The 19,522-nt window shown below is 41.2% G+C and carries 18 protein-coding genes, 1 pseudogene and 1 other annotated feature; of the genes and pseudogenes, 14 read left to right on the plus strand and 5 right to left on the minus strand.

The features are described from left to right. Positions 1-369 precede the first annotated feature (369 nt). Together H7T99_RS07130 and H7T99_RS07135 are read right to left on the minus strand one after the other, a co-directional pair. Positions 370-1,626: a bifunctional folylpolyglutamate synthase/dihydrofolate synthase gene (locus tag H7T99_RS07130; protein WP_037601847.1), complete on the minus strand. Its 1,257-nt coding sequence runs from the start codon at positions 1,624-1,626 to the stop codon at positions 370-372. A 44-nt stretch (positions 1,627-1,670) separates the two neighbouring features. Then, positions 1,671-2,132: a DUF6556 family protein gene (locus H7T99_RS07135; RefSeq protein ID WP_002890074.1), complete on the minus strand. Its 462-nt coding sequence runs from the start codon at positions 2,130-2,132 to the stop codon at positions 1,671-1,673. Between the two features lie 108 nt (positions 2,133-2,240). On the opposite strand from H7T99_RS07135, the gene H7T99_RS07140 reads away from it, so the two are divergent. The 13 genes and pseudogenes from H7T99_RS07140 to H7T99_RS07200 all read left to right on the plus strand — a co-directional run bounded on the left by H7T99_RS07140 (position 2,241) and on the right by H7T99_RS07200 (position 15,164). Next, complete coding sequence (locus H7T99_RS07140; RefSeq protein WP_037601849.1) at positions 2,241-3,386, plus strand: cysteine desulfurase family protein; 1,146 nt, start codon at positions 2,241-2,243, stop codon at positions 3,384-3,386. Positions 3,387-3,440: 54 nt separating this feature from the next. Further along, the gene (gene thiI / locus H7T99_RS07145) at positions 3,441-4,664 is read left to right on the plus strand and encodes a tRNA uracil 4-sulfurtransferase ThiI (RefSeq protein ID WP_037601851.1); all 1,224 of its coding nucleotides are present in this window, start codon (positions 3,441-3,443) and stop codon (positions 4,662-4,664) included. A gap of 105 nt (positions 4,665-4,769) precedes the next feature. Further along, complete coding sequence (gtfA, locus tag H7T99_RS07150; RefSeq protein ID WP_037601853.1) at positions 4,770-6,281, plus strand: accessory Sec system glycosyltransferase GtfA; 1,512 nt, start codon at positions 4,770-4,772, stop codon at positions 6,279-6,281. After that, positions 6,274-7,593, plus strand: coding sequence for an accessory Sec system glycosylation chaperone GtfB (gene gtfB / locus H7T99_RS07155; RefSeq protein ID WP_002890082.1), 1,320 nt, complete (start codon positions 6,274-6,276; stop codon positions 7,591-7,593). The genes gtfA and gtfB overlap by 8 nt, the downstream gene beginning before the upstream one ends. A gap of 4 nt (positions 7,594-7,597) precedes the next feature. Further along, positions 7,598-8,134, plus strand: coding sequence for a GNAT family N-acetyltransferase (locus H7T99_RS07160; protein WP_037601905.1), 537 nt, complete (start codon positions 7,598-7,600; stop codon positions 8,132-8,134). A 112-nt stretch (positions 8,135-8,246) separates the two neighbouring features. After that, positions 8,247-8,321: a sequence feature (ribosomal protein L21 leader region), on the plus strand. 40 nt (positions 8,322-8,361) lie between these two features. Next, entirely contained in the window at positions 8,362-8,676 is a 315-nt protein-coding gene (gene rplU / locus H7T99_RS07165) for a 50S ribosomal protein L21 (protein WP_002885597.1), read from the plus strand. A 35-nt stretch (positions 8,677-8,711) separates the two neighbouring features. Further along, complete coding sequence (gene rpmA, locus H7T99_RS07170) at positions 8,712-9,002, plus strand: 50S ribosomal protein L27 (protein ID WP_002885483.1); 291 nt, start codon at positions 8,712-8,714, stop codon at positions 9,000-9,002. 57 nt (positions 9,003-9,059) lie between these two features. Next, positions 9,060-9,755 (plus strand): GNAT family N-acetyltransferase, encoded by a 696-nt coding sequence (locus H7T99_RS07175; protein ID WP_021144638.1) that lies wholly within the window; start codon positions 9,060-9,062, stop codon positions 9,753-9,755. Positions 9,756-9,954: 199 nt separating this feature from the next. After that, positions 9,955-10,329 (plus strand): DUF1149 family protein, encoded by a 375-nt coding sequence (locus tag H7T99_RS07180; RefSeq protein ID WP_002885550.1) that lies wholly within the window; start codon positions 9,955-9,957, stop codon positions 10,327-10,329. Position 10,330: 1 nt separating this feature from the next. Next, positions 10,331-11,173, plus strand: a pseudogene (locus H7T99_RS07185) (DegV family protein). Between the two features lie 60 nt (positions 11,174-11,233). Continuing rightward, the gene (dapB, locus tag H7T99_RS07190; RefSeq protein WP_037601855.1) at positions 11,234-12,001 is read left to right on the plus strand and encodes a 4-hydroxy-tetrahydrodipicolinate reductase; all 768 of its coding nucleotides are present in this window, start codon (positions 11,234-11,236) and stop codon (positions 11,999-12,001) included. Beyond that, positions 11,998-13,200, plus strand: coding sequence for a CCA tRNA nucleotidyltransferase (locus tag H7T99_RS07195; protein ID WP_037601857.1), 1,203 nt, complete (start codon positions 11,998-12,000; stop codon positions 13,198-13,200). Before dapB ends, H7T99_RS07195 begins: the two co-directional genes overlap by 4 nt. Positions 13,201-13,283: 83 nt before the next feature. After that, positions 13,284-15,164 carry an ABC-F family ATP-binding cassette domain-containing protein gene (locus H7T99_RS07200; protein WP_037601859.1) on the plus strand — a complete coding sequence of 627 codons (1,881 nt, stop codon included), beginning with the start codon at positions 13,284-13,286 and terminating at the stop codon, positions 15,162-15,164. Positions 15,165-15,249: 85 nt separating this feature from the next. On the opposite strand, the gene H7T99_RS07205 is transcribed toward H7T99_RS07200, so the two are convergent. From H7T99_RS07205 to H7T99_RS07215, 3 genes are all read right to left on the minus strand, one after another. Beyond that, on the minus strand, positions 15,250-15,753 hold the full coding sequence (locus H7T99_RS07205; RefSeq protein ID WP_002886681.1) for an HdeD family acid-resistance protein: 504 nt from the start codon (positions 15,751-15,753) through the stop codon (positions 15,250-15,252). 68 nt (positions 15,754-15,821) lie between these two features. Beyond that, complete coding sequence (locus tag H7T99_RS07210; RefSeq protein ID WP_037601861.1) at positions 15,822-16,583, minus strand: NUDIX domain-containing protein; 762 nt, start codon at positions 16,581-16,583, stop codon at positions 15,822-15,824. 58 nt (positions 16,584-16,641) lie between these two features. Beyond that, entirely contained in the window at positions 16,642-17,748 is a 1,107-nt protein-coding gene (locus tag H7T99_RS07215) for an AAA family ATPase (protein ID WP_037601863.1), read from the minus strand. A gap of 358 nt (positions 17,749-18,106) precedes the next feature. Between H7T99_RS07215 and gdhA the strand changes: the two genes are divergently transcribed. After that, positions 18,107-19,459: an NADP-specific glutamate dehydrogenase gene (gene gdhA / locus H7T99_RS07220; protein WP_037597452.1), complete on the plus strand. Its 1,353-nt coding sequence runs from the start codon at positions 18,107-18,109 to the stop codon at positions 19,457-19,459. Positions 19,460-19,522: the final 63 nt, after the last annotated feature.

Below are 19,522 nucleotides of genomic sequence, written 5' to 3' on the forward strand. Positions count from 1 at the left end.
AATTGAAAGTGATCGCAAGGAAGTCCCTTGCGAATTTCCATAGCCTTTTTGGCTATGGAAACCATTCATCCAACCGGTTCAGAAGAATTTGTAACGATGAGATAAAAAGGTGAAGTCTGTCTACCTAAATGGATAGACTTTTCTTTGTGTCTGAATGGCCTCAATTGAAAGTGATCGCAAGGAAGTCCCTTGCGAATTTCCATAGCCTTTTTGGCTATGGAAACCATTCATCCAACCGGCTCAGAAGAATTTGTAACGATGAGATAAAAAGGTGAAGTCTGTCTAGCCAAATAGATAGACTTTTCTTTGTGTTCAAATAACAACCTATATTTTGTGTGTAACTGTATATTGTCTCAATAAAAAAGGCCTTCAGGCCTTTCTTTCGTTAATTAAGTAGTTTCTTACTTCTGAGATAAAATAAAGAGATCCAGTGACAACAAATAGGTCATCAGAATTTGCTGATTCAGCTTGTGCTAGCCAGTCTCTATAGTCGGCTACACGTTTGAAGTCTTTGGGGTAGTCATCCAAGGGCAGTGCTTCAAAAAAGTCAAAGCTGGTTACCGTAATATCGTAATCTTTCAGTTCTTCTAGTAAGTCTGCCAATGGCTTTCGTCTAAGTCCTGCAAAGAGGATGTGGACCCTACGATTAGCGAAGTTATCTTTTAGTACCTGCTTTAAGCTGACAATTCCTTGAGGGTTATGAGCACCATCTAGATAAATGTTATTTCCTATCCACTCACTACGACCAGGCCAGTGTGTGTCACAAATACCATCTTGAATGCTCTTATTAGTAATCTTAGGAAATGTTGGAGTCAAGAGATGGGCAGCAGTGACAGCTAACCCAGCATTGTTTTCTTGATGTCGTCCTAGCATTGGTAGCTTAAGATCTGGACTTTCCCAATGGTCATAAGAAACTTGGATCGTTTGATTGTCTTGCGGAAGCAGCTGAATTTCTCTATCAATGACGGCTAAAGGAGCTTGTAGGTCATGTGATTTTTGGTTGAAAAAATGTTCAACTTCTGTAGAGACACGACCAAGTAAGATAGGTGTGTTTTCTCGCATGACGCCTGCTTTATGATTGGCAATGTCCAAAAGGCTATCGCCCAAGGTCTCAGTGTGATCAAATCCAATCGAAGTACAGATGACAAGCTCTGGCGAAAGGACATTGGTCGAATCAAGGCGTCCACCAATACCTGCTTCAATGATAGCCATATCAACCTGTTTAAGGTCGAAGTAGAGGAACATGAGTAAGGTGACCAACTCGAATTCCGTTGGTCGGTCAAAAGCAGTGTGCTCTTCTAAATCATCGAGAAGAACCTGAGCTTTCGCAACAAGGCTAATCAAATCCTTATCAGGAATTTCTGTGCCGTTAATACTAATACGTTCGTTGAAACGAGTAATATAAGGGGAGGTGAAGGTCCCGACCTGATAACCTGACTTTGTTAGGATATTTTGTAGGTAGCTTGTTGTTGATCCCTTACCGTTGGTCCCGACAATATGCACCGTTGGAAAGTGAGTCTGAGGATTTCCGGCTTGTTTCAAGAGCCAACGCATACGTTCGAGTTGAGGGCGACGGCCATTGCCCTTGAAAGAATGGATAAAATTTAGAGTTTCTGTATAGTTCATAGGATTATAGAAAAAAGGCAGGGTTTCCTAGCCTTTTACATGTCTTAGTTAGAAGCGGCGTCACCAGTTGTTGCACCACCAGTAGTCGCATTGCCAGATGTTGTGTCTGCAGTAGCTGCTGATGAAGAAGTAGTTGTATTGCCACCCGTTGTTGTGTCTGCAGATGACGAATAGGTGTTAGTTCCTGCTTGGCTACTTGTTTGTGTTTCTGAATCAGTCGCATTGCCATAACTAGATGAAGCGGCGCTTGATTCTTGAGTCTTATTATTGCCTTCTTTGATGACTACAGTTGATTGATTGGCTGATGAATCAGAAGTGTCCTTATTTTTAGAGGCTGTGAAATTCATGATGGTGATTGAAGCCACGATGATTGACAAAATTGTCCCGACGGCAGTAAGGACTTTTTGGAAGGCAGTGAAGCCTTTTGTAACGTGTTCAGTCACCTTTGGGGCAGATTTTTTTTCTTCTTTTGATGAATGATTACGGCGTGAGTAATTTTCAGACATGATGCTCTCCTTAAAAATATTTCGTACTTTCTATTATATGATTTTCTCGCAAAAATTGCTAAAAAAATTATGCTATAATAAATAGTAAATAAAAATCGAGGAAAAATCATGATTTATTTTGATAATTCAGCCACTACGGTGCCTTATCCAGAGGCACTTAGAACCTATCAAGAAGTGGCTACTAAAATTTTTGGGAACCCATCCAGCCTGCACCAATTAGGAACATCTGCGACACGTATTTTGGAGGCTTCTCGTAAGCAAGTTGCGGACCTCATTGGAAAATCAGCCGATGAGATTTTCTTTACGTCTGGAGGAACCGAAGGAGACAACTGGGTCATTAAAGGAGTTGCTTTTGAAAAAGAGCCTTACGGCAAACACATTATTGTTTCTGATATTGAGCACCCTGCGGTGAAAGAGTCTGCCAAATGGCTTTCAGAGCATGGTTTCGAAGTGTCCTATGCACCAGTTAATGAGCAAGGATTTGTGGATGTTGAAGCTCTTGCTGGATTATTACGCCCCGACACGATTTTGGTTTCGGTTATGGCCGTTAATAACGAAATCGGATCAATCCAACCTATTCAAGCTATCTCGGATATATTGGCTGATGAGCCGACGATATCTTTCCATGTGGATGCTGTTCAGGCCATTGGGAAGATTCCTGTATCAGCTTATTTAACAGACCGTGTTGACTTTGCAACTTTTTCTGGTCATAAGTTCCATGCTGTTCGAGGTGTCGGTTTTGTCTACAAAAAGGCAGGGAAAAAGATTACGCCGCTCTTAACAGGTGGTGGTCAAGAAAAAGACTTTCGTTCAACGACTGAGAATGTTGCTGGCATTGCGAGTATGGCTAAGGCCTTGCGCTTAGTTACTGACAAAGAGGCGTTTTCTCTTCCGAAAATTGTCAAGATGAAAAAAATTATCTTTGACGAATTGGCTAAGTATGAGGACATTACTATTTTCTCAGGTGAGGGTGAAGACTTTGCGCCCAATATTTTGACCTTTGGAATCAAGGGTGTTCGTGGTGAAGTTATTGTCCATGCTTTTGAAGAGCATCAAATCTATATTTCAACGACATCTGCATGTTCATCTAAGGCGGGAAAACCAGCAGGGACTCTCATTTCTATGGGTGTTCCGACTAAATTAGCTCAAACGGCTGTACGTATCAGTCTTGATGATGACAATGATATGGGACAGGTAGAACAGTTTCTCACAATTTTCAAGCAGGTCTACGCCAAGACACAAAAAGTGAGATAGTAAGATTTAAGCAATTAAACAATAAAACTAAATTCAAATTTAAAAGGAAAAGGAATGACACTAACATATTCAGAAATTATGGTTCGCTATGGTGAATTGTCTACCAAGGGCAAAAACCGTATGCGCTTTATCAATAAACTTAGAAATAACATCAAGGATGTTCTATCCATCTATCCAGATGTTAAAGTGACTTTTGACCGAGACCGTGGTCACATCTACCTCAACGGTACAGACTATGAGCCAGTAGCAGAGTCTTTGAAGCAAATTTTTGGTATTCAAGCCTTTAGTCCTGTTTACAAGTTTGAAAAAGATGTCGAGGTCTTGAAAAAGGCTGTTCAAGACATTATGACTGGGCTCTATCGTGACGGTCTTACCTTTAAAGTGACTGCTAAACGTAGTGACCATGATTTTGTTCTCGATAGTCGTGAGCTCAATCTTACTTTAGGAAATGCAGTTTTTGATGTATTGCCTGACATCAAGGCTCAGATGAAGGGCCCAGATGTCAACCTTAAGGTAGAAATTCGTGCCGAGGCGGCTTATATTTCTCACGAGGAAATCAAAGGAGCAGGTGGACTACCTGTAGGGACTGCCGGTAAAGGAATGCTCATGCTTTCAGGTGGGATTGATTCGCCAGTGGCAGGTTATCTTGCACTTAAACGTGGTGTGGATATTGAAGCTGTCCACTTTGCAAGCCCTCCTTATACCAGTCCTGGTGCACTGAAAAAGGCTCAAGATTTGACCCGTAAGTTGACCAAGTTTGGTGGTAATATCCAGTTCATCGAAGTACCATTTACTGAAATCCAAGAGGAAATCAAAGAAAAAGCGCCTGAGGCTTATTTGATGACCTTGACGCGTCGTTTTATGATGCGTATTACTGACCGCATTCGAGAAGAACGTCGAGGTCTTGTGATTATCAATGGTGAGAGTCTTGGTCAGGTTGCTAGTCAGACCATGGAGTCTATGCAGGCGATTAATGCTGTTACATGTACGCCAGTGATTCGCCCGGTTGTCACTATGGACAAGTTGGAAATCATTGATTTGGCACAAAAAATTGATACCTTTGACATTTCCATCCAACCTTTTGAGGATTGCTGTACTATCTTTGCACCTGACCGTCCAAAAACTAATCCAAAAATCAAAAATGTCGAACAATATGAACGTCGTATGGATGTTGACGCCTTGGTTGAACGTGCGGTTGCAGGAATCATGGTGACTGAAATTACACCTATTGAAGAGACGCAAGACGAAGTGGATACACTTATTGAGGACTTGCTCTAGTCTAGGAGGATATAGTACTAACTTAGTAGTGCTTAGGTGCTACTAGGGTTAGGTATGTCGAAAAAGAAATGTCGATGTTGAACTTTTACCCAGAAAGGAAAATACATGACTGTTTATAACATCAATTTAGGAATCGGTTGGGCATCAAGTGGTGTCGAGTACGCCCAGGCCTATCGTTCTACAATTTTCAAAAACACAGGTATTAAGGCCAAATTTGTCTTTATGGATATGTTCTTGCAGGACAATCTTTCTGATTTGACCCGTAACATGGGGTTTGCGGATGAAGACATCATCTGGCTCTACAGCTATTTTACAGACCTAAAAATTGCTCCAACGACCTATACTGTCAAAGATTTGGAAAAGGAAATTCCTTATGACATCACGCGTCGTGAGATTAATGGTAAAGTGGTTAAGCTCTTTTGTGCCAAGGAAGATATATTTTATGCAGCCTACTTGCGTAAAGAGGGTGAAGATATCGTTCACCGTGTGGAAAAAGTATCGCGTGGTTGCTTAATCCGTAAAGACTTTTACTCTTACACTAAGATGTTCACGGAGTACTACACCCCTGTAGATAACAAGGCACACCTCTATCAACGTCGTTTCTTCAATGAAGATGGTAGTGTTGCCTATGATGAAATTGTTGATGGTAAGGATAGTGTCTTCCGTTTCCCAGATAAGATTTTGTCTTCTAAGCATGAGTTTATTGCCTACTTTATGTCGCAACTTGGTCTAACTGATCAAGATATCGTTATCTTGGACCGTGCCACTGGTACGGGACAGGCTGTTTTCCGTAATACCAAACCTGCTAAGCTTGGAGTTGTGGTCCATGCAGAGCACTTTAGTGAAAATGCTGTGACAGACAAGACTATTCTTTGGAATAACTTCTACGAGTATCAATTCAGTAATGCAGATAAGGTTGATTTCTTCATCACAGCGACAGAACGTCAACGCAGCATTATGCTAGACCAGTTCAACAAATATACACCATTTACACCTAACATTGTAACGATTCCTGTGGGAAGTTTGGATAAACTGAGAGAGCCTGAGGGAGAGCGTAAACCATTCTCAATCATCACAGCTTCACGTTTGGCCAATGAAAAGCACGTGGATTGGTTGGCTAAGGCTGTTGTTAAGGCTAAAGAAAGTCTGCCACAAGTGAACTTTGATATCTTTGGTACAGGTGCTGAAGAAGCTAAGCTTAAGGCAATTATTGAGGAAAATCACGCTCAGGATTACATCCATCTTAAGGGGCACCAAGATTTAACAGAAGTCTACAAGGATTACGAACTTTACCTATCAGGTTCTAAGAGTGAAGGTTTTGGCTTGACACTTCTAGAAGCTGTTGGATCGGGCCTTGGTATGATTGGTTTTGATGTCCGTTATGGGAACCAAACTTTTATCAAGGATAATGAGAATGGGTACCTCATTCCTCGTTTTGAAAAAGATGATGAGCCTGCTATCGTAGCTGCCTTGGCAGAGAAAATTGTAGCTTTCTTCAATCGTTCAGATTTAGATTATGTTCATCAAGTCTCTTATGATATCGCCAAAGGCTTTTTGACAGAGGAAATCGAGCAGAAGTGGCTTAACTTAGTAAAGGAGATGACTAATCATGATTAATTTATTTGAGAACTATAGTCAAGGTAGTTGGGATCTCCATTACTCGCTGATTGTCGCTGGCTATGTAAATACAACAGTTTGTCTTTCAGATGATGGCTTTCTGCCTAGTGACGTGACCTCACCTTACCTTTATTTCACTGGTTTTGACAAGGTTCAAGGTTCTGCACTTTACTTTAATCAGGTTCCTGTGCCTGACTACTGGGAAATTTTAGGAACAAATAGCAACGCGGAAATCTTCCGTTTTGATAAGAAACGTGGTCATATTCACTATGCGCACCCTGCTCATCAGCGTCTAGTTAAAGCTGTGGATTGGTATGATGAGTCAGGTCGCCTGCGTGTGACTGATCGCTACAATAATAAGGGGTATCGTTTCTCACAAACAACTTACAATGTTAAGCAAGAAGCGACCATTACTAGTTATTTCACTCCAGACAACAAGGAAGTTATCGTCATTAACCATTTGACCAAAGACGTTATCTTGAATTGGAAAGACAAGGTCTACATTTTCAAAAACAAATCGGAGTTTGTAGTCTTTTATCTTAAAGAAGCTGGCTATGATTTGCGACGTATCCTTTATAACTCCTTGTCAACGCCTTTCTTGACAGCTATGAATCTTCCGAATTCTGGTCAAGATGTCCTCTTCTGGCAAGAGCCTATCACTGATTCAGTCCCTGGGAATATGCGCCTCCTTCTTGATAGCAATCACCGTCAAACTAAGATTGTAGTGCAAGAATACACGGCATATACGAATCTTCTAAAGTTGGTTAGTCCAGAGCAGGCTTCTCGCGTGGCCTTTCTCGGATTCATGTATCCATTTGCTCGTCAGAATAATTTCCAAAATCAAGCACTGATCTTGACCAACTCAGATCAGATTGAACACTTGGAAAACATTGTTAGTGAAGTGCCTACCATGCACTACCATATTGGTGCAATCACTGAAATGTCAAGTCGTTTGATGGATTTAGCTAAATATAGTAATGTTAGCCTTTATCCGAATATTACAACAGAACAGGTTAAACGTCTCTATCAAGAGGCTGATTTCTATTTAGATATTAACCACCAAAATGAAATCCTGTCAGCGACACGTGCTGCCTTTGAAAATAACCTGCTTATCCTGGCTTTCACGAACACAAGCCATGGTCCAGATTATACTGCACCAAGCAATATTTTCTCAGCTATGAATGCTGGGCAATTTAAACAAACCCTTAAAGAAGCCTTGGGCAACCGTGACTTCCTTAGTCACTTGCTTGATCGTCAACGTGAGCATGCTCATGTGGCGACACCAGAAGATTATAAGAAGGTTATTGGTTAGGGAAATGACACTAGAGATTCGTAACATTTATCCTCTGACATCAACATTCAAGATGGTCGCTTCGCTTTATGAAGCGGCTTTTCCTGTGGAGGAGAGACTCCCACTTTGGCAATTGTCTTGGAATAATTTGAAAAATGGACAATCTTTCTTGGCTTATTTTGATCAGGGAGTTTTTATTGGTTTTACCTATGCAATCTGTACTGATAACCTGGTCTACCTTCTCTTTCTTGCGGTTGAGGAAAGTAAACAGTCGCAGGGTTACGGTAGTCAAATTTTGGCACAAGTTAGGGAAGAAGCAGGAGAACGACCGTGTGTGCTTACGATTGAACCCATGGATGAGGAGCAAGTCTCTAATCGGGCTCAACGTCTAAAACGTTTAGCATTTTATGAACGAAATGGCTATCAGGCATTGAATCACTTCTATTTTGAAGGAAGTGAACGCTATCAAATTTTGACAACGGATAAGAGCCTTTCCTTAGTTGATCTGGAGCGGGCTCTAGCTAAGACTTTCCTAGGAAGATATGGAATAAGAGTTGATTAGGGTAATCGCTACTTTGATAAATTTCAATGAGCAGAATAAGAATAATCAAAATAACTTTTTCTCTTGTCATTAGAGGGAAAAAATGATAGAATTGTAACGTTGACTAAATGCACGTCCTGTGCAACCGCACGACTACTGTTTACAAGTGGGTTCGGCCCCGCAGTACTAGGCGAGTCTTCACAGAGGGAAACCTCAGACACATTAAAAATTTTAATAGGAGGTGCATCATGAGCACATACGCAATCATCAAAACTGGTGGAAAACAAGTTAAAGTTGAAGTAGGTCAAGCGATCTACGTTGAAAAAATCAACGCTGAAGCTGGATCAGAAGTAACTTTTAACGAAGTTGTTCTTGTCGGTGGTGATAAAACTGTAGTAGGTACTCCAGTTGTTGAGGGAGCTACTGTTGTCGGAACTATCGAAAAACAAGGTAAACAAAAGAAAGTTGTTACTTTCAAATACAAACCTAAAAAAGGTAGCCACCGTAAACAAGGTCACCGTCAACCTTATACAAAAGTTGTTATCAACGCTATCAACGCGTAAGTTAGCGACTAATCACTAAGAAAGGACACAATCTTATGTTGAAAACTCTTGAAAACTTGCAACTTTTCGCCCACAAAAAAGGTGGGGGTTCTACTTCCAATGGTCGTGATTCACAAGCTAAACGTCTTGGTGCTAAAGCAGCTGATGGACAAACTGTATCAGGTGGATCAATCCTTTACCGTCAACGCGGTACACACATCTACCCAGGTGTAAACGTAGGCCGTGGTGGTGATGATACACTCTTCGCTAAAGTTGAAGGTGTTGTACGTTTCGAACGTAAAGGTCGCGACAAAAAACAAGTATCTGTATACCCAGTTGCTAAATAATTAAGCTAAAGTCTGCACTTTTGTGTAGGCTTTTCTTTATGAAAAAAGGAGAATTCCATGCCTTTAAATCACTACCAACAAGAAGTGGGGCCAAGTCTAGCGGATGCTAGTCCAGGTAAGATGCCAGATGTTGCTCTATTAGAAGGTCGTTATTGTAGCGTTGAACATTTGACGGTGGCAGAGCATTATGAAGACATTTTAGACTTTTACTTTACGAATCAGATTCTTTCTGATTGGACCTATATGTATGCGGATCCTTTTGAATCTGAAGAAGCTGTACGTCAGTGTTTGGAGGATTATGAGCAATCCCAAAATCCTTATTTCTTTGCCATCAGGGATAAGGCTTCAGGTAAGGTTCTGGGAACCTTTTCACTTATGGCTATTACACCCAAAAATCGCAGTGTTGAGATGGGGCGAGTGATTTTGGCACCTGCCTTACAAAAGACTAGAGCAGCCACAGAAGCTCAATACCTGCTTATGAAATATGTCTTTGAAGATCTTAACTATCGTCGTTATGAGTGGAAATGTGATAGTCTCAACCGTCCTTCTGCCAATGCTGCCATGCGTTTAGGGTTCACCTATGAGGGGCGTTTTCGTAACCATGCTATCTATAAGGGGCGTAGCCGTGATACGGACTGGTTCTCGATTATTGAGAGTGAGTGGCCAGCACTTAAGAAACGATTTGAGAATTGGCTAGATCCTGAGAATTTTGATGAAAAGGGACAGCAGAAACATTCTTTAAGAGACTGTTAGCTGGCAATATAAGGGCTCTCTTCTGATGAAGGAGCCTTATTTTAGTAGTCTTAGTCCTAAATCAAAGATCCTACTTTTCTAGTGATTATTGTTGCTGTCAAAATCAGTCTAAATACTCATTTTTCTGTCAATAATATTCCCATAATAAAGCATATTTATGCTATAATAAAGAGTAATTGTATCAAGGAGAATATGACTAATGGATTTAATTCGCGAAAAAGTATTTGTTAACCGTTACCACTATGATGTTCGTAACCATGAGTGGGAAAAAGAGAATGGTGTTCCTAAAACAAATGTTGAAGTAACTTTCCAGTTGCACAATAAAGATGAAGAAGCTAACAATACGTCTGTTGTAGCTGTTTTGCAATTTATGATTGTCCGTGATGAGTTTGTCATCTCAGGGATTGTTTCTCAAATGGACCACATTCAAAACCGTATCGTCAATGAACCAAAAGACTTCTCACAAGAAGAAGCAGAAGCCTTGGCTGCACCGCTCTTGGATACGCTTCAACGTTTGACTTATGAAGTAACTGAAATTGCCTTGGATCGCCCAGGTATCAATTTGGAGTTCTAAGATGTCTCTTGCAGTTATTACGGATTCATCGGTTAATCTCCCTGCTGAAATTCAGGGCCATGCTGATGTTTATGTTTTAGATATTCCGGTCATCATTGAGGGGCAGCCTTTTGTTGAAGGAAAAAATTTGGATGTCAATCATTTTTATGAGCAAATGGCAAACTCTGAGGAACTGCTCAAGACGTCGCAACCTAATCTAGCTGACTTGGATAACTTGCTTATGGAGTTGGAGGAGAAAGGTTATACCCATGTCATTGGGCTTTTCCTTTCTTCAGGAATCTCTGGTTTTTGGGCTAATAGTCAGTTTTTGATTGAGGACCATGCCAAGTTGAAGATTGCTTTTCCTGATACAAAAATCACAGCAGCTCCTATGGGAGTCATGGTGAGAAACGTTCTGCATTGGTCAGCTCAAGGGATGTCTTTTGAGAACATTTTGAAGAAGCTTGAGGAGCAAGTTGACCAAACGACGGCTTATATTCTTGTGGATGATCTTAATCATCTGGTTAAGGGTGGCCGTTTGTAGAATGGGTCGGCGATTTTAGGAAATCTTTTGTCTATCAAACCTATTTTGAATTTTAATGACGAAGGAAAAATCGTTGTTTTTGAAAAGGTACGTACAGAGAAGAAAGCTGTGAAACGTTTGGTTGCCCTAGCTGAGGAAAATCGTGAAATGGAACTTAGTATCCTTCACACGAATGCTCCTGAAAAAGCTGAAGATTTTAAAAGACAGCTAGAAGCACAGGGAATTAGCGTTTCAACAGTGGTATCCTTATGTGCCGTAATTGCGACACACTTGGGTGAAGGAGCACTAGTGTTAGGTCTAACACCTAAATTTACCAAATAAGTACTATCCATCTGGGATGGGGCTTGTCTATGATTAAGATCAATAGAGAGGAAAAATGACATGTCTATTAAAGTTATTGTTGCTGGATTTAAAGGAAGAATGGGTTCAACTGCGGTTGAAATGGTCAAGGGAGATGACGAATTGACTTTGGCTGCCTTGCTTGACCCATTTGCGACAGAAAAAGAAGTGGACGGTGTTCCTGTCTTCACAGATAAAGCGGATTTGGTTGGCTTTGACGCAGATGTCTGGGTAGATTTCACTATGCCAGCTGTTGCCTATGAAAATACTCGTTTTGCTTTGGAGAATGGTTTTGCACCAGTTGTGGGTACCACAGGATTTACTGAAGCACAAATTCAGGAATTGACAGACCTTTCTAAAGACAAGTCTATTGGTGGTTTGATTGCACCTAACTTTGCTATTGGTGCTATCCTTCTTATGAAGTTTGCGGCAGAAGCTAGCAAATATTTCCCAGATCTTGAAATCATTGAGCTTCACCATGACAAGAAAAAAGATGCTCCTTCAGGTACAGCGGTGAAAACAGCTGAACTTATCCGTGAGGTTCGCGAAACAAAACGTCAAGGTGCTGAGGATGAGGTGGAAACACTTGCTGGAGCACGTGGTGCTGAGTTTGATGGTTTCCGTATTCACAGTGTGCGTTTGCCAGGACTTGTGGCTCACCAAGAGGTTATCTTTGGTGCCCAAGGAGAAGGCTTGACCTTGCGTCATGATTCTTATGACCGTATATCCTTTATGGGTGGGGTTAACCTCGGTATTAAAGAAGTGGTTAAACGTGATCAGCTTGTTTATGGTTTGGAACATTTACTATGAGATTAAGTTATTTGCCTTCTGAGTTTCAGAAGGCTTTACCAATATTAGAGAAGATTAAGGCTGCGGGTTTTGAGGCTTACTTTGTTGGTGGTTCGGTACGAGATGCCCTTCTTAACCGTCCCATTCATGATGTAGACATTGCCTCATCTTCATATCCTGAAGAGACCAAGCAGATTTTCGAGCGTACGGTGGATATCGGTATTGAGCATGGGACCGTTTTGGTTTTGGAAAATGGCGGTGAGTATGAGGTGACGACCTTCCGAACAGAGGACGTCTATGTAGATTACCGTCGTCCGTCTAGCGTGTCCTTTGTGCGTTCATTGGAAGAAGACCTCAAGCGTCGTGATTTTACAGTCAATGCTTTTGCTCTTAATGAAAATGCTGAGGTTATCGACAAGTTCGATGGTCTTGCTGATTTGGACAACCGTGTTTTGAGGGCTGTTGGTAAGGCTGAGGAACGCTTTAACGAGGATGCCCTTCGTATCATGCGAGGGCTACGTTTTGCAGCGAGTTTAGACTTTGATATCGAAGAAAAGACTTTTCAGGCTATGACCAGCCATGCCCCCCTTCTGGAAAAGATTTCGATTGAGCGAAGTTTCATCGAGTTTGATAAGTTGCTTTTGGCCCCACATTGGAAAAAAGGAATCAAGGCACTTCTAGCGACAAAGGCTTATCAGTATCTTCCAGATTTTCAAGAAACTGCTGAAGAATGGCAGTCTTTTGTGGCAGACTATGTGGAGGATTTTAGATTTACAAGTTCTGAACAGGCTTGGGCGGCAACTCTTTTGGCTCTCAAGCATGATAATCCACGCTCTTTCCTTAAAAAATGGAAGACGTCTGTTAATTTCCAAAAGACAGTTCAGTCCTTGATTGAGATTTTCAATTTCCGTTTGGAGAGAGCGGTGACTAAACAAGATGTTTATCAGTATGGTAAGGTTCTCTTAGAGGAGGCTGAGACTTTGAGACAGGCTCAGGGCTTGGACGTCGATTATGAGCGTATTGCCGATTTGGATGGTCAGTTGCTCATCCATGATAAGCACGAAATCGTTGTGAATGGTGGCACGCTGATGAAGGAGCTAGGATTCAAACCTGGTCCGGACCTTGGTCGTGCACTTAAAGCCATCGAAAATGCCATCGTTGATGGGAAACTAGCTAATAACAAGGAAGCCATTATGGCCTTTGTTCAAGCGATGAAATAAGTCTACGGACGTTATAAAAATGACACACCGCTACAGAGCATGCGTAGGATCCGTAGCGGTGTTATTTGTAAGAAGGAAGTAAGATGTCAGATTTTATTGTTGAAAAATTAACCAAGTCCGTTGGGGATAAGACGGTTTTTAAAGAGATTTCATTCATTATCCATGATTTGGATCGTATTGGGATTATTGGTGTTAATGGGACAGGTAAGACAACCTTGCTAGATGTTGTCTCTGAGCGTATTGGTTTTGATGGTGATGTGTCACCTTTCACTAAGGCTAATGGCTATAAGATTGCTTATTTGACTCAGGAGCCAGAATTTGATGATAGCAAGACAGTGCTTGATACGGTCTTGTCATCAGACCTTCGTGAGATGGCTTTGATTCGAGAATATGAAACCCTTATGGCAGAATATTCTGAGGAGAATCAGGCTCGCTTGGAGAAGGTTATGGCAGAGATGGATAGTCTAGATGCTTGGTCCATTGAGAGCGAGGTTAAGACAGTCTTGTCTAAGTTGGGATTGTCAGACCTCTCGCAAAAGGTCGGGGACCTCTCAGGTGGTCTTCGTCGCCGTGTGCAGTTGGCTCAGGTTCTCTTGAATGATGCAGATCTCTTGCTCTTGGATGAGCCAACTAACCATTTGGATATTGATACTATTGCTTGGTTGACTAATTTTCTCAAGTCTTCTAAAAAAACGGTCCTCTTTATTACCCACGACCGTTATTTCTTGGACAATGTGGCCACACGTATCTTTGAGCTAGACCAGGCTAATCTGATTGAATACCAGGGAAATTATCAAGACTATGTGCGTCTAAAGGCTGAACAAGATGAACGAGATGCAGCGGCTCTTCACAAGAAAAAGCAACTCTATAAGCAGGAGTTGGCATGGATGCGAACGCAACCACAGGCACGCGCGACCAAGCAACAAGCTCGTATCAATCGTTTTAAGGAGCTTAAGGGTGAGGTTCACCAAACGGTTAATAATGACGATCTTGAAATTAACTTTGAGACTAGCCGTATTGGTAAGAAGGTGGTTAACTTTGAGCATGTCGATTTTGCTTATGAAGATGGCAAGCAAATTCTCAGTGATTTCAATCTTATCATGCAAAATCGTGATCGTATCGGTATTGTTGGGGATAATGGTGTCGGGAAATCGACCTTGCTCAATCTGATTAATGGCGACCTTGTGCCCACAGCTGGTGTCCTAGATATTGGTGAGACGGTACGTATTGGTTATTTCTCACAGCAAATTAAAGATATGGATGAGAGTAAGCGTGTCATTAACTACTTGCAAGAAGTTGCAGATGAAGTTAAGACAACGGTTGGAACAACTAGTATCACAGAGCTCTTAGAGCAATTCCTTTTCCCTCGTTCTACCCATGGGACACAGATTACCAAGCTCTCTGGTGGGGAAAAGAAACGTCTTTATCTACTTAAGATTCTGATTGAAAAGCCCAACGTTCTGCTCTTGGATGAGCCGACAAATGATTTGGACATTGCAACTTTGACGGTTTTGGAAAACTTCCTTAATGGTTTTGGCGGCCCTGTCGTTACCGTAAGTCACGACCGCTATTTCTTGGACAAGGTGGCTAACAAGATTCTAGCCTTTGAAGAGGGTGGTGTGCGAGAGTTTTTTGGGAACTACACTGACTACCTTGATGAAAAAGCCTTCTTACAAGAGCAAGCAGCCCTCTTAGAGAAGGAAAAAGAGCAAGCTAGCGTTAAAGTTGAGAAAGTCAAAGAAGACAAAAAACGCATGAGCTACTTTGAAAAACAAGAGTGGGCGACCATCGAGGATGAGATTGCTGACCTTGAAGCTAAAATCGAAGAGATTGAAGCAGCCATGCTTGAAAATGCTAGCGATTATGGACAGTTAGCTACCCTTCAACGTGATTTGGATGCTGCTAACGAAACACTACTTGAAAAGTATGAACGTTATGAGTATTTGAGTGAGCTAGAAGGATAAGCTCTTTAGTAATCAAAGTATGACAAAAGCCCTGCAAATGTGAATTGCAAGGCTTTTTTATGTTTATGTAGTGACTATTTTCTTCCTACCACAAGCGGAACGAAAAGGAGAGGACAGAGACCCCCGCGAAGATAATTAAGGAAGCTACCAAGCGCCCAATAAGAAAGGCTGAGAAAAACGGAGCACTAAAGAGCAGGAGTCCAAAGACTAGACAAATCAAGGCGATTGATAGGGCAGGTTGACCTGAGAAGCCGAATTGACGTTGGCGATAAGCTTGAAAGCCTTGCGTAAATGCTGAGACAAGAAGCCACCAAGCGATAATGGTTACAGCTACGCCCGAGAGCACCCATGCTGATGTTGATAGCAGGATAATACCAAAAACGATGGAAATGATACTCTGAAGCAGTTGGAAGAAGGAGCGGTTTTCGTTATCTCGTTTAAAATAAACCATGAGACTTGAAACACCAGATACCAGCATCACTAGGGCAAATAGCCAACCAACGATGGCAAGAAGATTTGTAGGATTAGCGAAGAAAAAGACACCCAAGAGTGTAATGAGAATTCCACTAATCAATGTAAAACTTTTCATAGGATACCTCTTATTAATTTTCTTAATACTACTATGTAAGTATCAAATTGTCAAACAAAGACCTTACTTTAGAGTGGTTTGATATGATAAGTGTAGGTGGCAGCCTTTCTGGTTCTAGTGGCTACCTGACGACCTGTTTTTTGGAAGAGGTGTTTAAAGCGACGCAAGAAATTTGTGGAATCCATCTTGAGGTAGTCTTCATTGAAGGTACCAAAAAGTTGGCGGTAGGTGGTCAAGGTGTTTTCCTCGGGCATAATGGAGAGGATAGTTGGATAGTATTCGAGTCGTCCCTTGATACGTTCCATAGCTGTTAAGAGAATTTCCCAATGGTCAAAGGCAAGGTCATCATGTGACAGCGTCTTGTCACCATCAACAAGTTGCAGTTGACCGTCTACCATGGCAATGTCTAACCAATGCGTAGACGCTGCATCGTCGGCAGCCTTTTCCACTTGAATATCATTGAAGGTCATGAAGCAGAGATAAGCCACTGTAATAGTCCACATTCGAGGATCCCGATAAGGTGTTCCCACAGTAATGAGTTGCTCAATATGATCAGGATTGAGTGTAATGGATGTTTCCTCCTGTACTTCGCGACAGACAGCTAGATTGAGATCTTCTTGCTCCTGAACGAAGCCACCACTGAAGGCGTATTTCCCCATGAAGGGATGGTTTTTTCGCTTGATAAGTAAGGTTTGGACTCTTCCTTTATAATAGCGGAAGATGACCGAGTCAACGGTCATTGAGGGCTTAACGTACTTATCCATTTCCTCTCGCTGATAGATGTCCAAAAATTCCTTTTCGCTACCAGAGTTTTCGAAGGTTCTAGTCATATGTTTCCTCCATGTTTGTATTGTAAGTTTTAAGTGATGATTACGTTGGATTGGTCTTTTAAATCTCGATGTGTAGACGTTCTTTGATTGCTTTTTTGGCATTGTGGTAGTTGTCTGTAAAGAAGCTGTCACTATTACTATTTTCCCCTAAAATAACGATTTTATCTTTGAATGGTGATAGGAGGTCTAAGAGATGCTTGGTAAACCAGTCACGTGTTTGGCTATCAGCCATAGTCATGTCACGGAAGCCATCATCCACATAGTTTGATTTTGGCAGAATTACAAAAATCAAATCCCATTTTTCACGGGCTTGAGTTACCTGATAGAGCCGATCCAGCATATCAAATTCTTCTTTAGAAATATTTTCTTTCAAATAGTAGTCGATATAAACTTTTGTGACTGTTGAGTTGGTATCGGCAAAGATAAGTCCTGAGTGCTGCCCTTTATCAATGATATCAGAGGTCTGGGCATATTGATCTGTCAGGAGGTGAATATAATCGTTAGTATCTAACTCGTCATCTCGTACATTATACTTTTCTTGATACTCCCTAGCATATTCAAGAGAGCAGGGAGCGTTGTAAGTTCGGGCCAAATCTTTAACAAGAGTAGTTTTTCCACCACTAGCAGAGCCCACGACAAGGACCTTACGAGTAAAGTGACGGCGGAAAGGCTTGGTGATAAAACGCCAATTTTCCATAGGATTGTCGCGAATCTCGGTAGCAGAGATGTTGATAATAGAGCGTTCGATGAGTTCTACCTGAGCTTGAGGATAATAGCGATTGAGCTCGGTCACGTACTCTGGCTCTCCAACATAAAAGGTAATCTTTTCAGGATTATCCGTATTTTTAGAGATAAGCTCTTTGACACGATTAACCCAAGGTACCCATCCCTCGGGATAGGCTGGCATCCCAGCCTCATCCAGTTTATCCACAACGACTAATTCATCATCATAGAAAACTTCTCGAACATAACGGAAACGGCGGTTGAGTGATAGGCCTGCGCGTGTCCCCCGATCTTCTTGTGTGTTGCTGCCACTTACGATGACGAGCACATTGTCATTAGCGCGTTTTGCCTTGGTAATAAGGTCAACGTGCCCAACATGCATTGGAGCGAAAGTTCCAAAAACAATGCCGATGTGCTTTCCTGATAATTGCTTTCTTTTCATAAAAAATGATCCTTTTCAAGATTTAGTAAAATTACTAAATTCATAATAACATAGTTGGAGATCTTTGTAAATGTAAAAATAGTAAATTTACTAAATTGTTTTTAGGCTATTTTAGCTTTAAAGTTGAAAAAAAGTTTAAAAAATTTTGGAGAAAAACTAGAAAAATAGAATCCGTTTACATTGTTGAATTGACAACTTTTTAGGAGTATCTTAAAAAAAGATAGATCACTTGCTATGTCATAAAAGCTAACATAAAAATCAAAAAAATAGCAGAAAATACTTGACAAGAAGATTCTGAAAATTTATACTATTCATGTAATTAAATTACTAAGGTAATTATTTGAAAGGAAACATTGATATGACAACAGGTAAAGAGTACGTTGCTAGCGTTTTTGAAAAAGTGAAAGCTCAAAATGGCCATGAGGCTGAGTTCCTTCAAGCAGTTGAAGAAGTTTTCGATTCACTTGTTCCTGTCTTCGATAAATATCCTAAATATATTGAAGAAAACCTTTTGGAACGTTTGGTTGAACCAGAACGTATCGTTTCATTCCGTGTGCCATGGGTTGACGATAAAGGACAAGTACAAGTAAACCGTGGTTTCCGTGTACAATTCTCATCAGCTATTGGTCCTTACAAAGGTGGTCTTCGTTTCCACCCATCAGTAAACCAATCAATCATTAAATTCCTTGGTTTCGAACAAATCTTTAAAAACTCATTGACTGGTCAACCAATCGGTGGTGGTAAAGGTGGATCAAACTTCGATCCTAAAGGTAAATCAGATAACGAAATCATGCGTTTCTGCCAAAGCTTCATGACTGAATTGAGCAAACACATTGGTGCAGATACAGACGTACCTGCAGGTGATATCGGTGTTGGTGGACGTGAAATTGGTTACCTCTATGGCCAATACAAACGTCTTCGTAATGAGTACACAGGTGTTCTTACTGGTAAAGGTTTGAACTGGGGTGGATCACTTGCTCGTACAGAAGCAACTGGTTACGGTGCTGTTTACTTTGCAGAACAAATGCTTAATGCACGTGGTGAAAACTTTAACGGTAAAACAGCAGTTGTTTCAGGTGCTGGTAACGTTGCCATCTACGCTATTGAAAAATTGCAAAGCCTAGGTGCTAAAGCTGTAACATGTTCTGACTCATCTGGTTTTGTTTATGATCCAGACGGAATTGACGTTGACTTGTTGAAAGAAATCAAAGAAGTTAAACGTGAACGTATCGTTAAATATGCAGAAGCTCGTCCAAATGCAACCTTCACACCTGCTGGTGGTGAAAAGACAGTTTGGTCTATCAAAGCTGACTTGGCATTCCCATGTGCAACTCAAAATGAATTGGATGAAACAGATGCAGAAACACTTGTAGCAAATGGTGTGTTGGCTGTTTCAGAAGGTGCTAACATGCCTTCAACTTTGGGAGCTATTGATGTCTTCCTTAAAGCTGGTGTATCATTTGGTCCTGCCAAAGCTGCTAACGCTGGTGGTGTTGCTGTATCAGCTCTTGAAATGGCACAAAACAGCGGACGTACACAATGGACATTCGAAGAAGTTGATGCTAAACTTTACGATATCATGAAAGGTATCTACGAAAATGCTGCAGCAGCTGCTAAAGAATTTGGTCATGAAGGTAACCTTGTTGTGGGTGCCAACATCGCTGGATTCCTTAAAGTTGCAGACGCTATGTCAGCTCAAGGTATTGTTTAATTAACAGCCTTGACCTGATTAATAAGCCTCTCGATAAAATAAAAAAAGAAGCCTGCGGGTTTC

Origin of the sequence: Streptococcus sp. 17.1, from assembly GCF_016648655.1 — a bacterium.
Taxonomy (GTDB): Bacteria; Bacillota; Bacilli; order Lactobacillales; family Streptococcaceae; genus Streptococcus; species Streptococcus salivarius_E.